Below are 13,963 nucleotides of genomic sequence, written 5' to 3' on the forward strand. Positions count from 1 at the left end.
GCAGCGGACAGGGATAAAATCTTTTATTCGTAGATAAATTCTCCGTAAGGAGAGGTTATAGTTACTTTTTTAGACGTAGATTCTTCTACGCGACCTATGATTTGAGCCGGAATGCCGAATGATTCTGAAATAGCAATGATATCCGATGCAATCGATTCAGGTACATATAATTCCATACGATGTCCCATATTGAATACTTTGTACATTTCTTTCCAGTCTGTATTGGATTCTTTCTGTATTAATTCAAAAAGAGGTGGGATCGGGAAAAGATTATCTTTGATGACATGCACATTATCCACGAAGTGTAAGACCTTTGTTTGCGCTCCACCAGAGCAATGCACCATCCCGTCAATTTGAGAACGATACTTATCTAGTATTTGTTTGATAACAGGCGCATAAGTACGCGTCGCTGAAAGAACAAGCTTACCCGCAGTTATTTTTTCTCCGGTTTCAACTTCGATTTCATTTTTAAGATCTTGGCTTCCTGCGAAAACTAGTTCGTAAGGAACAGCCGGATCATACGCTTCAGGATATTTTTCAGCTACTTTTTTGTTAAATACATCGTGACGTGCAGAAGTTAGTCCATTGGAACCCATTCCGCCATTGTACGACTGTTCATACGTTGCTTTTCCATTCGATGCTAAGCCAACAATGACGTTACCGCCTTTGATGCGATGATTTGAAATAACATCTTCACGTTTCATCCGACAGGTTACTGTACTATCAACAATGATGGTACGAACAAGGTCGCCAACGTCGGCAGTTTCGCCACCAGTAGAATAGATGCCAATTCCCAAACCTCGAAGTTCCGCCAGAATCTCTTCTGTGCCATTGATGATTTCAGCAATCACCTCCCCAGGAATGAGATTTTTATTTCTGCCAATCGTGGACGATAAAAGAATGTTATCGATGGCGCCTACACAAAGCAAGTCATCAATATTCATGATAATTGCGTCTTGTGCGATACCTTTCCAAACTGAAATATCACCAGTTTCTTTCCAATAGACATACGCCAATGAAGATTTGGTGCCAGCACCATCCGCATGCATAATATTACACCAGTCTGGGTCTCCACCCAAAATATCTGGAATTATTTTGCAAAATGCTTTGGGAAACAGACCCTTATCTATATTTTTTATCGCATTGTGCACATCCTCTTTCCCTGCGGATACGCCTCGTTGATTGTATTTTAAATCTGACATCTTAGGGCAAAAATAAGCAATAGGACTGAATTAACGAATCTAATTCGTGTAATTTAATCACTTATTATTATGCGCCAATGTTGAATTAGATTTTCGAGATTACTTTTCGCATTGGCTGGACTAGTGCTGGGTAAGCATCTGTACATAATGTCTTCTCTTTTGTTGAAATGCTTTAAATATAAACTGTGCGCTTTTTGTCCGTTGAAAATAATTTGTGTGATTGTGGGGTGGGTTTCCAGAAGCTCAACAATCTGATTTGGGCGCTCATTTTGTATGGCTAGGTCCATGCTGCCGGGGCGAGAGGCTTCTGCGCACACATCCCAAAGGCCAATGTTGTTTTTGAGTAATAGATCTATCTTCTCCGTGTAATTTGTTTGTTCCGGCCCATTGAACAAATGGGTTATTACTTTCCAAAAGCGATTTTGTGGATGTGCATAATATTTATTTTCTGCCAGAGATTTATCTCCAGGCAACGAGCCAAGGATGAGTATTTCTGTCGTAGAATTGACTAAGGGTAGAAAGGATCTTTTGCGCATAGTCAAAAATAGTAATTTTAAATTTTCATTTGAAATATGAAAATTATTATAGTATATTTATGATATTAAAATGATATCAAATATATATTAACAAATTATGGAAAAACTAATTAAACCAATGTCTGGCTATTTAGCCTTATTGATAGCTGTTGTCTCCTTTGTGGCAGCTATATTCTCCTTCGCGAATGTCGAAGCAAGTTCCCTGTATGTTGTACTGGGTGTGATATTGATGATTGCTACTTTTTTTATTTTAAAGGGATTGATGATTATTAATCCAAATCATTCACGTGTGCTGAATTTCTTCGGAAAATATGTAGGTACGGTTAAGGAAAACGGTTTGTTTTTTGTCAATCCGTTGTATTCAACGATTAAAGTAAGTCTTCGTTCGGATAACTTACAGGGACAGACACTGAAAGTAAATGACAAGATGGGAAATCCAATCGAGATTGGAGCGGTTATCGTATGGCAAGTAGGTGATACGTACAAAGCTGCTTATGATGTGAGTAACTATACATCTTATGTACGCACGCAAAGTGAAGCGGCGGTAAGACATTTGGCCGGGAGCTTTCCTTATGATAACTTGGAGGATGAAGGAGCGGAGATCACTTTGCGTGAGGGCGGAGATACCGTAAATCATATTCTTGAACAAGAATTGGCGGATCGTTTAGCGCCTGCCGGAGTTATTATTAAGGAGGCAAGAATAAGTCATTTGGCCTATGCATCCGAAATCGCCGGGGCGATGCTTCAAAGGCAGCAAGCCGCTGCAATTGTTGCCGCGCGTTCAAAGATTGTAGATGGAGCTGTAGGTATGGTTGAAATGGCACTAAAAAAGCTGTCTGAAAAAGATATTGTAGAGCTGGATAATGAAAAAAAAGCAGCAATGGTCAGCAATTTAATGGTGGTACTCTGTGGAGAGAAAGCAGCGACACCAATTGTAAATACAGGTACGTTGTACCAATAAACGAAATGAAATGGCGGATAAGAAAAACTTTATGCTACGCTTAGACGACCAAATGTACAAAGCATTGGAAAAATGGGCTGCAGACGAGTTTAGGAGTGTTAATGGGCAGATAGAATATCTTTTACATAAGGCACTGCAAGAAAACAAAAGATTGGGTGCAGAAAAAAAGACTGCTGATAAGAAATAGCCTATAGTAAGGAATGCCTATAGTAAGGAATGAAAACTGTACCTTTGGCCTTGCAATTGACAAAGCCAAAGGTACTTTTTATTTAATGTTTTAACGATAGAAGATGAAGATTAATCCAGCGTACAAGTTATTGGTCGTAAGTACAAGCACGATCCATGGTAGTGAGTTTTTAGCTTATATTAAGCACGATTTTGTCGAATTTATTCAGTCAGATGAATTATTATTTATCCCTTTTGCGAGACCTTCAGGAATTTCTTTTGATGCTTATACCGGTAAGGTACAAGATGCCCTGAAAGATGAGGGCGTGACGGTTAGGGGGCTGCATGAGTTTCATAATAAGAAGAAAGCTATTCAGGATGCCAGGGCTATTTTTATTGGTGGGGGAAATACATTTCTACTGTTAAAAACGCTATATGAGCTGGATTTGGTACAGCAATTGCGTGTGCAAATAGCAAAGGGTATTCCATATGTTGGTACATCTGCAGGTTCCAATTTGACAGGACTGACGATTGGAACGACAAATGATATGCCTATTGTTTATCCGCCTAGCTTTGATGCACTTGGTTTCTTACCTTTTAATATCAATCCACATTATTTGGATCCAGATCCAAATTCTACACATAAAGGAGAGACAAGGGAAACGCGAATCCAGGAATTTCATCAACTTAATCCTCAGCCAGTCATAGGCTTACGTGAAGGGAGCTGGTTGCATGTAAATGAAGGAAACATAGAACTGAAAGGTAATTTAACAGCCCGGCTATTTAAAGCTGGTTTCGAGCCCGAGGAGCTAGCGCCTGGATTAATTAATTTTTAAGATATTGTAAAGTTCATGGGTATATCAAGTCAAATGTACTCTTCAATGTAGTAGTGACGATTTTATGAAAGACTAGCAGCAATTCCCATTGGAAAAAATAGTTTTTCAGATTGTTGAAAATAATACAAAATAAGCTACTTTTGCGCTAAATCCATTAAAATTTTCTTCCAATGGAACAAAATTCAGCATTACACCCGGCCGATATCGCGGAAGAAATATCGCGTTTAAGTAAAGGGGAGCAACATCAAGAGTTTATGGACTATCCTTTGGAGGATAGATTGGAGATCTTTTCTTTTTTTGAAATGGATGTCCAATATACGTTGATCAAATCAATGACGGAACATGAGTTGTCCGAATTGCTGAATAATTTGAAGCCGGATACGCGTAATGAATTGTTGTCGGAATTGCCGGATGATCTGATCAAATATCTGATCAATCTTTTGAATGAGCGCGAGAAGCAAATGGCTTTGGAGTTGATTGGTTATAAAGAGAACAGTATAGCCCGGCTTATGACACCAATGTATGTGCAAGTTCGCCCTTATTATACTGTTGATGATGTCTTTCGGCATATTAAAGTTTTTGGAAGGAAAGCTGAAACGCTCAATTTTATTTATGTAGTTGATGAGAAAAACGTATTGATCGATGACTTGAAAATTGGTCAGTTACTTCTATCGGATTCTTCGACAAAAATTTCTGATTTGATCGACTATAATTTTGCAGCGATTAAAGCTTCAACACCTATGGAAGAAGCATTCGAGATTTTTCAAAAATATGACCGAAGCGCCTTGCCAATCATTACAGAAGCGGGTGTATTGGTCGGCATTGTGACGTTTGATGACGTGTTGGATCGAATTGAAGATCGCGATACCGAAGATATACAGCGATTTGGGGGGATGGAAGAATTAGATCTGGCCTATACGAAAACTCCTTTATTGCAATTGATCCAAAAAAGAGCCGGCTGGCTGATTATCTTGTTTTTTAGCGAAATGCTTACAGCCTCAGCAATGGGATTTTTTGAAGGGGAATTGGAAAAGGCAGTTGTTCTTGCTTTATTTGTTCCTTTAATTATATCCAGTGGGGGTAATTCTGGGTCTCAAGCAGCATCCTTAATTATTCGTGCCATGGCTCTCGGTGAGTTAAAGCTGAAAGATTGGTGGTACGTGATGAAGCGTGAAGTTTCTTCTGGTTTAATCTTAGGTGGAATATTGGGGTCGATCGGATTCCTACGGATATTGGCTTGGCATTTTCTTGGTCTGTATGACTATGGTCCTTATTGGATTTCAATTGGTTTTACGGTTGCTGTTTCCTTATTGTTTATTGTACTATGGGGAACGTTATCAGGGTCGTTTATTCCATTTATTCTACGTCGGTTTGGATTAGATCCGGCGACGGCATCAGCGCCATTTGTAGCTACCTTGGTGGATGTTTCAGGATTGATTATTTATTTTACTGTTGCGGCATTCTTTCTGCATGGAAAACTACTGTAGTTCAGATTATAAGATTTTAAAAAAAGCCTAAAGCATACTTATGATTTAGGCTTTTTTTTATCAAAAAATTTTTTCTAGTGTCTTTATTAAAGTCATCTATCCATTCATTGTGGTCTGCACTCTTCTTCTTAGCATGTTTTTTTTGCCCTATCTTGTTTTTATTTGAAGTAGTTCATAATGGAATACAAGGAGATAGACAGAGAAGCTGAAAGCGCTTTGTCTTGTCTATAAATTGAGCCTACGATAGAATTTTTCCTTCAAACCTCCTTTTTGTGCAATATAAATTCCTTTTTTTCCGGAAAATAAAAAAGCGACTATACACGCTATTGCTATAAATAAAATAGGTTGAATCCCAAATAATTCATAGCCCATTACAATACAGGCGAGCGGAGTGTTTGTAGCGCCTGAAAATACGGCTACAAAGCCCATGGCAGCCAGCAGGCTGATGGGAAGCGGAATAACGGTGCTTAATGCACTCCCTAAGGTTGCCCCGATAAAAAACAGCGGGGTGACTTCTCCGCCTTTAAATCCGGCAGAAAGGGTGAAAGTCGTTAAAAGTAATTTGATGATAAAGTCATAATAATTCGACTGATCGACGAATGCGTTCTGAATCATTGGTATGCCAAGTCCAATATAGCTGCTGCTGTGAAATAATGTAATGATGAGTACCAAAATAATACCGCCAATTACCGGTCTAAGCAGAGGATATTTAATTCGTTTGAATTGAAGGCTAAAGAAATCGCTGGTAAACGTAAAAAGCCATGCTGTAACACCGAATAGAATGCCTGCGGCAAGGCTAAATCCAATATTGGTCAAAGACAGCATTGGAATAACATCATGAATTGGATAATGGGTGTGTGGAATATTCCATAATTGACAGCTGAAGTTCGCAAAATAGGCGGTAAATAAACAGGGCAGGATACCGAAATATCTTTTTTTGCCAATCAGTAGGACTTCCAGTCCGAATATCGTTCCGGCGAGCGGGGTGCCAAACACAGCGGCAAAGCCTGCAGTGATGCCGATTGAAATTAAGATACGGCGTTCAGTTTTATCGAAGTCAAACCAGCGATTGAGCTGATCGGAAACTGCTCCACCTATCTGCACGGCAGTTCCTTCACGGCCTGCCGAACCTCCAAACAGATGTGTAAGTAAAGTTCCGAATAGGACAAGAGGCGCCATAATAAGCGGAATGCGGCGTTGGGGATGAAGGTATTCTTCAATCAGCAGGTTATTTCCTTTACTTGATGGATTGCCCCAATACTTATAGGACAATGCAATGGCAAATCCCGCTAGGGGGAGTCCATAAATTATCCAAGGATGAGCTTCTCGGTACTGCGTTACCCAATTGAGGGAAAAGAGAAAAAACGCACAAATAGATCCTACGATGAAACCTATCGCAATACAGGAGATAAGCCATTTAAGAAAAAAATGAAGATTGCTTTGATTTGAATGTGTTATAGCCATAAGTCTACACTTTATATAAAATTGTTGTTTTATACTAAAATAGTAGACGTCATCAGCTTATTAAGGCGGTTCAGGGCAGACATCATTGCCATATTTATCTCAAATCTACAAAAAGCGAATGATAATAGCAACCCAGCCTGCGATCATAAGTAATCCGCCGATTGGGGTGATTGGCCCAAGAAACTTTAGATTCTTTTTCCAGTATTCCGCAAACGATAGAAAATATATACTTACCGAGAATAAAATAGTTCCTAGTGTGATCAGATAAAATGCGACTCGTTCAGACTGAAACTCAAAGGAGAAATTAAATCCTAGAATCAATAGGGTGAGAGCAGTATACATTTGATATCGAACGCCAACCTCAAAGGATTCCAGCTTTTCAGCTGATAGGATTTTTTTGAATGCATGGGCTCCGAATGCACCTAGGATAATAGCGAGGCCGCCAAATAGGGCGGCAGTGATTATGACAACGTTTTGCATGCCTAAATTTACTAAATTGGGTATTTAATCATATCGATATGAAGGATTCCGTAATCGGGGTAGGGCTCAGAGATTTGTTTAAACCCTAATTTTTCATAAAAGGATTTTAAATGAAATTGCGCACCTATTTGTATCTCGCCTTCACCAAATTCTTTATAGAGAGATTCGATGGAATGAATCATTAATTGTTGGCTCAGACCGGTTCCGCGCGCTTCCTCGGCGACGATAACCCGACCAATGGAAGCTTGTGGGTAGGAAAGGCCCGGAGGAACTAATCTCGTGTATGCTATAATACGATCAGCTTGTTCTGTCCAAAGATGCAGACAAGCAAAATCTTTATCGTCCAATTCAGGATATAAACATTCCTGCTCCAAAACAAACACTTCCATTCGAAGCTTTAAAATACGATATAATTCTTTCGTGTTGAGTTCGTCAAAACTCTTTAGATTCCACTGAAAAGCCATAATTGAAATAAAAATAGAGTCAAATTATACAATCGATATGGCTGTAAAGACATATCCAATTTAATTTGACTCTATTGATTTGAGAGTTTTATGCGAGTAGACTTTTAACAACTTCAGAGATGGTTTTTCCATCTGCTTGTCCAGCAAGCTTTTGATTTGTGGCACCCATTACTTTACCCATATCTTTAATGGAAGAAGCTCCTGTTTCGGCGATAATTGCTTTGACAATCGTTTCAACTTCTTCTTTGCTTAGTTGTTTTGGCAGATAAGCTTCAATAACTTTTTCTTCCTCAACTTCAATTTCATAAAGATCTTCACGGTTTTGAGTCTTATAAATTTCAGCAGATTCGCGACGTTGCTTTACAAGTTTTTGTAAAACTTTAATCTCTGCCTCCTGGTTAAGGTCTTCGGCATGACCTTTTTCAGTTTTTGCTAGGAGAATAGCTGCTTTAATCGCACGTAAGCCACGTAATTTTGCCGTGTCTTTTGCAATCATTGCGGCCTTAATGTCTTGATTTATTTGTATTTCTAATGACATAATATTTAAATTATTTTCGATTGACAATTGTGCCTGTCGCTTGTGCTGTAGGCATTATTAATAGATCGTTTATATTGACATGTGCAGGTCTGGTAATGACAAAAAGGATCGTTTCGGCAATATCTTTTCCTGTCAGGGCCTGCACACCATTATAGACATTTTTAGCTCTTTCCCGATCTCCATGGAAACGAACTTCCGAAAACTCCGTCTCCACCATCCCGGGGTCGATAGATGTTACTTTAATGCCCTGAGTTAGCAAATCAATGCGCATAGCTTTAGTTAAAGCATCAACAGCATGTTTGGTAGCACAGTACACATTTCCATTTGGATAAACCTCTTTCCCTGCAATAGATCCTAAATTAACAATATGGGCGCCGTTTTCAGTGTCCATAAGTGGTATTACAGATTTACTCACATACAGTAAACCTTTAATATTGGTATCAATCATTCTGTCCCAATCTCCGATATCACCATTTTGAATAGGATCCAATCCTTGGCTCAAGCCAGCATTGTTGATGAGAACATTTATTTTCTTCCATGCCGGAGGCAGACCCTCAATTTGATTCGCAACTTGTTCTGCATCGCGAACATCAAGCTCAAAAATATGGATCTGAATCGTAGGGTAGGTCGCGAGTAGTGTATCTTTTAATTCTTCTAAACGATTTAACCTACGGGCGCAAAGCAAAAGATTGTAGCCTTCTTTGGCTAAAACTTCAGCGCAGGCCTGACCGATTCCTGAGCTTGCTCCTGTAATAAAAACTGTTTTAGTCATATGTTGTAACTCGTTGATATTAAAAATTAATCCGATTTGACTCAAAACCAGATCTTAGGTCGCCCTATTTTGTAGCAATATAGATGGTGCAGATGCCAAATGTCTGTGGTCTAACGATCGTTTCGTTAAAACCTGCTTTTTTGTTTATGGCAACGAACTTTTGTCCATCTGGAAATTGAGCAACAGATTCTGGTAGGTATTCATATGCACTGGAATCTTTTGAAAAGAATTTTCCAATGGTTGGTGTAATAAACTTGAAATAAAAATTATAAAGCTGTTTAATGGGGAATTTCTTCGGATTCGAAAATTCTAAAATAACAGCTTTCCCACCAGGCTTTAATACGCGGTATATGTCTGATAGGCCTTTCTCCAAGTTTTCAAAATTACGGACACCAAATGCTACGGTAACAGCGTCGAAAGTATTATCTTCAAATTGAAGCCTCTCTGAGTCTCCTAACGCTACCTCAAATTGATTCGCTAAGCCCTTACTCGCAATTTTTTTCTTAGCGACGTCAAGCATTCCTTGGGAGATATCGACACCAATAATCTTTTTTGGATTCAAGATTTTAATTGATTCCAATGCAAAATCACCAGTTCCTGTCGCTACATCCAACATCAGTTGCGGTTTTATGGACTTTAAGGCATTGATGGCTTTTTTGCGCCATATAATGTCAATACCCAAAGACATGAAATGGTTCAAAAAATCATAGGAATGAGAGATGTTGTCAAACATATCTGCTACCTGTTTCTTCTTCCCATCGTTGGTATCTTTATAGGGTTTTAATGTTGAGGAGTCGTGCGTCATAGTTACAAAGATACAATATATGAATATTTTTTAGTGCTAAAAAAGGGATTTGTTTTCATCTTAAAGTCAGTTTGTTTTGATGATAGTGGAGGGGATTGATTTGCTTTTTACCATTTTGCTTATTCACAATAGCTTAAGTTATTAACATTTTTTAATGTGTTGATTTTAAGTGTTGATTTTTTATTTTCAACATCTTTTCAACAGTGAGTGTTGAAAACTCACTGTGTAAATCTGTGTCCTTCAAAGCTTTTTGAGGTTTCGGGTGTGATCGTTGAATTTCTCTGTGTGTAACTCCGCATGGTGGTGAATTTTATTTTTTATACATTTGTTATCCTATCTAAAATTTATAAGGATAGCAAAGCTATATTTCTGATATAATATCATGATGAACGAAAGTAATTTTGAAGCGAATAACACGGATAATAACAAACGGGGTAATTATGGCGAACGTCGTACCAAATTAAATAATTTGGTGAGTGGTTTGGGTAAACTTCCGCCGCAGGCAGTAGATCTTGAGGAGGCTGTTTTGGGAGCTTTGATGCTTGAAAAGAATGCGCTGAGTGAAATTATTGATATTTTAAAACCGGAATCGTTCTATAAGGAATCACATCAAAAGATCTTTGAAGCAATTTTTGGTCTTTTTCAAAAAACTTCCCCAATTGATATATTAACCGTTACCTCGGAACTTAGACGGATGGGGGCTCTTGAAATGGTCGGCGGTGCCTATTATATTACGCAATTGACAGATCGCGTGGTTTCGGCAGCTAATATTGAGTACCATGCACGTATTATTTCGCAGAAATACATCCAACGTGAGCTTATCAAAGTTTCTACTGAAATTATTAATAGCTCATACGATGAAACGTCAGATATCTTCGATCTGTTGGATCATGCCGAGAAAAGCTTGTTTGATATTGCGCAGAATAACTTGCGAAGAGATTCAAGAAAGATGGACGATATTATGCGTGAGGCGATTTCTAATCTTGAGATGCTGCGTGACCGTACAGACGGTCTGACAGGTGTGCCTTCTGGCTTAACGGCATTGGATCGTATGACATCAGGTTGGCAGCCTTCCGATCTTGTTATTATTGCAGCCCGTCCAGCGATGGGAAAGACGGCATTCGTACTTTCTGTTGCACGTAATGCTGCAGTGGAACACGGTAAAGCAGTTGCCGTATTCTCGCTGGAGATGTCATCTGTTCAGCTTGTCAATCGTCTAATCGCTGGTGAAACAGAAATTGAGCAAGAGAAATTGAAAAAAGGAAATCTTGCTGATCATGAATGGCAACAATTACATTCGAGAATTGGTCGTTTAACTGATGCACCTATTATTATTGATGATACGCCGGCGTTGAACGTGTTCGAATTTAGAGCTAAATGCAGGCGCTTAAAGGCACAATACGATATCCAAATGGTGATCGTCGATTACTTGCAGTTAATGCATGGAAAAGCAGACGGTAAAGGTGGGGGGAACCGTGAACAAGAGATCGGTAGTATTTCCCGGGCTTTGAAATCTGTCGCCAAAGAGTTAAATATTCCTGTGCTTGCATTGTCGCAGTTGAGTCGTGCAGTAGAGTCAAGGCCAGGAAATAGTAAGCGTCCTATGTTGTCTGATTTACGGGAGTCTGGTTCTATTGAGCAGGATGCGGATATGGTTCTTTTCTTATATAGACCCGAATATTATGGTTTGACAGAAGATGAAGAGGGACGTCCTACTGCCGGTGTCGGTGAAGTTATTATTGCAAAACACCGTAATGGTGAGACCGGAATTGTCCCACTTCGCTTTGTGGGTAAATTTGTGAAGTTTGTGGATTTAGAAGATGAGTTTTCGGGTATGGGTGGTGGAGATGGATTCGGTGATGCACCGGCTACATTTTCTGCTTCGGCATTGAATCCGTCGCCAAACTTTGCTGATGATTTTAGTGCTGGGGGCTTCAGTGGAGGTATTACTATGCCATCCCGAATGAACGACATGCCTGATGATGCGCCATTTTAGAGATTAATTTTACATAAGTATTCCTAAATAATAGAAAAAACCGAATGATTTAAATTCGGTTTTTTCGTTTACGGCGCCTTCGTAATTTATGTTTCTTATGCGAGCTTGTTCATGCCATTTTTTTTCCTTTAAAATTTGTATGTCACGCCTGCACCGACAATTTGCCTAATTTGTAGGGCAGAATTTCTCTTTCCAACTTCAACATTATCTTTAATAATCGGAATAGCCGTATTGTCATCGTAGATCATCTGTACACCTGCGTTTACTGTAATAAACTTGTTTACCTTCATAAAAAGATTGGCCGTATAGTCAATATCTACATTTTGAGGTTTATCTAAATAGTTTGAATAGAGTTTTAGTATATTTTCAAATGAAATGTTCTCCATTAGATTTACTTTATAATAAGCGTCAAATGACGCGCCGAATTCAGTGCGGGACTTGCTGTTCGGATTTAGTCCATATCGTGTGGAAAGGAGCGTATCACTTACGAATACAAACCGCACAGCCGCAGGTGAAAGATTAAATCTGAGGTTGTCCGATCGTTTATACGCAAAACCCGGACCGAAGCTCAGGTATGCCGGAGCTAAAAACCTGGATATCCTTTTTTTGGGTGAAGCTGTGTAGTCATAACCATCGGCAAATTGTGTGTTAAAGTTTAGAAAAAAGGTATAAAGCCAATATTGAGATGCCTGATGTCCCAACAAGCTATTTAAAACTAATCGGTCATCATTTTTGCGCCAGTCCGACTCTTTTTGAAAGGTTAGCCCATAAGCCGCAAGGACCTTGTTGTCCCATGACCATTTGCCTTTCTTGTAATTGAAGTCGTAATTAAGAGTTAGGTTGCCGGAGAATGAATTCACCCCACCAGCAGCCCAATTAGAAAATGAACTTTGGTTGATCAAAAACGTGTTTTCTCCTTTGATAATCCAGGTTTTCGTGCTGTCTACCGCGGTTGTCTGAGCGTAGGTTTCATGTGCTAATAAGCCAAGAGCAATAAGAATGATTGATTTTATTATTTTCATGTGTATACTTAATTTGTTTGCATTTCCATATTATTGTGATCCAAATGAGCACGTACAGCTTTCTATCTTATTAGACAACTAACGCAGTGGTTTTATAGCTGCGTATTGGATTTGTTGAAATATATTTCGTTCCTATCGTTATATACAACAAATTTGATCTGATCGATGCTCTTAAAACGAGGTTATTATACATTTTCAACGTGATGTTTTGAGCGTGTACGAGAAAATAAATATTTTATAACTAAACGAATAAATGGGATTAATGTTTTTTTGTCTTTTTGATTGTGTTTATTTTAAATAAAATCAGAACTTTGTTCACTTTGGAAGCATTCCCGATTTATTAGCGTATCAGCTTTTGGTAAAAGTTCGCGGAAAGCTTTTCACACCAACTGGAAGCTAGCGGATATTTATTGTTTTGGATCGTGAAAGGCGGCTTCTATTGAGCTATTCATAGCAAAAACTAACAAAATGTTTCGATGAAAATAACGCTACTTTGTATAGGTAAGACAGATGACAAGTACCTGATTGAGGGTATTGACAAGTATATTAAACGGTTAAAGTTTTATGTAAATTTCAGTATTGTGGTCATTCCAGACATCAAAAATGTCAAGAATCTTTCTGCTGAGCAGCAGAAAGATAAGGAGGCTCTGCTGATTTTGAAACAATTACAGCTTCAAGATTTAGTCGTTTTGCTGGATGAACATGGAAAAGAGTTTCGCTCCTTGGAGTTTTCTGCTTATCTGGAAAAAATGATGGTACAAAGTGTTCAGCATATGGTATTTATTATTGGTGGTCCCTATGGGTTTGACCAAAAAATTTATGATCGGGCGAAGTCAAAAATTTCGTTGTCCAAGATGACATTTTCGCATCAAATGATTCGTTTGTTTTTTACAGAGCAACTCTATCGTGCTTTTTCTATCATGAAAGGGGAGCCTTATCATCACGAATAATATGGAAAAAAGTCCGTAACTTCATCATGAATAAAAACAAGCTTATGAATTTGCCCAACAAACGAGATTATCACTATAAAAGTGACGAAGGAGAGAAAAATAGCCAATTGAATAAATACATTATGATTGCTTGTATTATAATCGTAATCGCATTGGCATTTTTTTTCGCATAGCTTAATGCCCTTCCATACGGATCTAGTAAAAGAAATAAATCTCTTACTTAATATCCGTATGGAGGATATCAGCAGATGATTTTAATAAATTTTAATTGAATTGTTTAAGCAA

15 protein-coding genes and 1 riboswitch are annotated in these 13,963 nt (G+C 38.6%); of the genes, 6 read left to right on the forward strand and 9 right to left on the reverse strand.

Annotated elements, in window-relative coordinates; translation table 11 throughout:
• Positions 1-23: 23 nt before the first annotated feature.
• Positions 24-1,202, reverse strand: coding sequence for an AIR synthase related protein (locus A9970_RS24580; protein WP_182984058.1), 1,179 nt, complete (start codon positions 1,200-1,202; stop codon positions 24-26).
• A 53-nt stretch (positions 1,203-1,255) separates the two neighbouring features.
• Positions 1,256-1,738: a DNA-deoxyinosine glycosylase gene (locus tag A9970_RS24585; RefSeq protein ID WP_182984059.1), complete on the reverse strand. Its 483-nt coding sequence runs from the start codon at positions 1,736-1,738 to the stop codon at positions 1,256-1,258.
• A gap of 97 nt (positions 1,739-1,835) precedes the next feature.
• Here A9970_RS24585 and A9970_RS24590 point away from each other — a divergent pair, with 97 nt between their 5' ends.
• The 4 genes from A9970_RS24590 to mgtE all read left to right on the forward strand — a co-directional run bounded on the left by A9970_RS24590 (position 1,836) and on the right by mgtE (position 5,187).
• On the forward strand, positions 1,836-2,699 hold the full coding sequence (locus A9970_RS24590; protein ID WP_159731014.1) for an SPFH domain-containing protein: 864 nt from the start codon (positions 1,836-1,838) through the stop codon (positions 2,697-2,699).
• A gap of 10 nt (positions 2,700-2,709) precedes the next feature.
• Entirely contained in the window at positions 2,710-2,886 is a 177-nt protein-coding gene (locus tag A9970_RS24595) for a ribbon-helix-helix domain-containing protein (RefSeq protein WP_153848792.1), read from the forward strand.
• Positions 2,887-2,989: 103 nt separating this feature from the next.
• Entirely contained in the window at positions 2,990-3,700 is a 711-nt protein-coding gene (pepE, locus tag A9970_RS24600) for a dipeptidase PepE (RefSeq protein WP_153848791.1), read from the forward strand.
• A 170-nt stretch (positions 3,701-3,870) separates the two neighbouring features.
• Positions 3,871-5,187 (forward strand): magnesium transporter, encoded by a 1,317-nt coding sequence (gene mgtE, locus A9970_RS24605; protein WP_153848790.1) that lies wholly within the window; start codon positions 3,871-3,873, stop codon positions 5,185-5,187.
• A gap of 225 nt (positions 5,188-5,412) precedes the next feature.
• On the opposite strand, the gene A9970_RS24610 is transcribed toward mgtE, so the two are convergent.
• The 6 genes from A9970_RS24610 to ubiE all read right to left on the reverse strand — a co-directional run bounded on the left by A9970_RS24610 (position 5,413) and on the right by ubiE (position 9,710).
• On the reverse strand, positions 5,413-6,651 hold the full coding sequence (locus tag A9970_RS24610) for a voltage-gated chloride channel family protein (RefSeq protein WP_182984060.1): 1,239 nt from the start codon (positions 6,649-6,651) through the stop codon (positions 5,413-5,415).
• A gap of 36 nt (positions 6,652-6,687) precedes the next feature.
• Positions 6,688-6,750, reverse strand: a riboswitch (Fluoride riboswitch).
• Positions 6,751-6,756: 6 nt separating this feature from the next.
• Positions 6,757-7,131: a DUF423 domain-containing protein gene (locus A9970_RS24615; protein WP_182984061.1), complete on the reverse strand. Its 375-nt coding sequence runs from the start codon at positions 7,129-7,131 to the stop codon at positions 6,757-6,759.
• A gap of 11 nt (positions 7,132-7,142) precedes the next feature.
• A complete protein-coding gene (locus A9970_RS24620; protein WP_182984062.1) occupies positions 7,143-7,595 on the reverse strand; it encodes a GNAT family N-acetyltransferase in 453 nt (150 codons plus the stop codon).
• Positions 7,596-7,683: 88 nt separating this feature from the next.
• Entirely contained in the window at positions 7,684-8,133 is a 450-nt protein-coding gene (locus A9970_RS24625) for a GatB/YqeY domain-containing protein (RefSeq protein ID WP_120332659.1), read from the reverse strand.
• Between the two features lie 10 nt (positions 8,134-8,143).
• Positions 8,144-8,905, reverse strand: coding sequence for an SDR family NAD(P)-dependent oxidoreductase (locus A9970_RS24630; protein WP_153848786.1), 762 nt, complete (start codon positions 8,903-8,905; stop codon positions 8,144-8,146).
• Positions 8,906-8,969: 64 nt separating this feature from the next.
• Positions 8,970-9,710 (reverse strand): bifunctional demethylmenaquinone methyltransferase/2-methoxy-6-polyprenyl-1,4-benzoquinol methylase UbiE, encoded by a 741-nt coding sequence (ubiE, locus tag A9970_RS24635; RefSeq protein ID WP_153848785.1) that lies wholly within the window; start codon positions 9,708-9,710, stop codon positions 8,970-8,972.
• 382 nt (positions 9,711-10,092) lie between these two features.
• Between ubiE and dnaB the strand changes: the two genes are divergently transcribed.
• On the forward strand, positions 10,093-11,706 hold the full coding sequence (dnaB, locus tag A9970_RS24640; RefSeq protein ID WP_182984063.1) for a replicative DNA helicase: 1,614 nt from the start codon (positions 10,093-10,095) through the stop codon (positions 11,704-11,706).
• Positions 11,707-11,834: 128 nt separating this feature from the next.
• Here the strand turns inward: dnaB and A9970_RS24645 are convergent, their stop codons facing one another.
• Positions 11,835-12,728: a DUF3078 domain-containing protein gene (locus A9970_RS24645; RefSeq protein WP_153848784.1), complete on the reverse strand. Its 894-nt coding sequence runs from the start codon at positions 12,726-12,728 to the stop codon at positions 11,835-11,837.
• A 476-nt stretch (positions 12,729-13,204) separates the two neighbouring features.
• Here A9970_RS24645 and rlmH point away from each other — a divergent pair, with 476 nt between their 5' ends.
• Positions 13,205-13,678: a 23S rRNA (pseudouridine(1915)-N(3))-methyltransferase RlmH gene (rlmH, locus tag A9970_RS24650; RefSeq protein ID WP_182984064.1), complete on the forward strand. Its 474-nt coding sequence runs from the start codon at positions 13,205-13,207 to the stop codon at positions 13,676-13,678.
• The last annotated feature ends 285 nt before the right edge of the window (positions 13,679-13,963 follow it).

It is taken from the genome of Sphingobacterium sp. UME9 (assembly GCF_014170215.1).
Taxonomy (GTDB): Bacteria; Bacteroidota; Bacteroidia; order Sphingobacteriales; family Sphingobacteriaceae; genus Sphingobacterium; species Sphingobacterium paramultivorum.

Excerpts from the sequence above, each read along its gene's own strand:
- A9970_RS24580 (WP_182984058.1), bottom strand. The coding sequence starts at position 1,202 with ATGTCAGATTTAAAATACAATCAACGAGGCGTATCCGCAGGGAAAGAG.
- A9970_RS24585 (WP_182984059.1), bottom strand. The coding sequence starts at position 1,738 with ATGCGCAAAAGATCCTTTCTACCCTTAGTCAATTCTACGACAGAAATA.
- A9970_RS24590 (WP_159731014.1), top strand. The coding sequence starts at position 1,836 with ATGGAAAAACTAATTAAACCAATGTCTGGCTATTTAGCCTTATTGATA.
- A9970_RS24595 (WP_153848792.1), top strand. The coding sequence starts at position 2,710 with ATGGCGGATAAGAAAAACTTTATGCTACGCTTAGACGACCAAATGTAC.
- pepE (WP_153848791.1), top strand. The coding sequence starts at position 2,990 with ATGAAGATTAATCCAGCGTACAAGTTATTGGTCGTAAGTACAAGCACG.
- mgtE (WP_153848790.1), top strand. The coding sequence starts at position 3,871 with ATGGAACAAAATTCAGCATTACACCCGGCCGATATCGCGGAAGAAATA.
- A9970_RS24610 (WP_182984060.1), bottom strand. The coding sequence starts at position 6,651 with ATGGCTATAACACATTCAAATCAAAGCAATCTTCATTTTTTTCTTAAA.
- A9970_RS24615 (WP_182984061.1), bottom strand. The coding sequence starts at position 7,131 with ATGCAAAACGTTGTCATAATCACTGCCGCCCTATTTGGCGGCCTCGCT.
- A9970_RS24620 (WP_182984062.1), bottom strand. The coding sequence starts at position 7,595 with ATGGCTTTTCAGTGGAATCTAAAGAGTTTTGACGAACTCAACACGAAA.
- A9970_RS24625 (WP_120332659.1), bottom strand. The coding sequence starts at position 8,133 with ATGTCATTAGAAATACAAATAAATCAAGACATTAAGGCCGCAATGATT.
- A9970_RS24630 (WP_153848786.1), bottom strand. The coding sequence starts at position 8,905 with ATGACTAAAACAGTTTTTATTACAGGAGCAAGCTCAGGAATCGGTCAG.
- ubiE (WP_153848785.1), bottom strand. The coding sequence starts at position 9,710 with ATGACGCACGACTCCTCAACATTAAAACCCTATAAAGATACCAACGAT.
- dnaB (WP_182984063.1), top strand. The coding sequence starts at position 10,093 with ATGATGAACGAAAGTAATTTTGAAGCGAATAACACGGATAATAACAAA.
- A9970_RS24645 (WP_153848784.1), bottom strand. The coding sequence starts at position 12,728 with ATGAAAATAATAAAATCAATCATTCTTATTGCTCTTGGCTTATTAGCA.
- rlmH (WP_182984064.1), top strand. The coding sequence starts at position 13,205 with ATGAAAATAACGCTACTTTGTATAGGTAAGACAGATGACAAGTACCTG.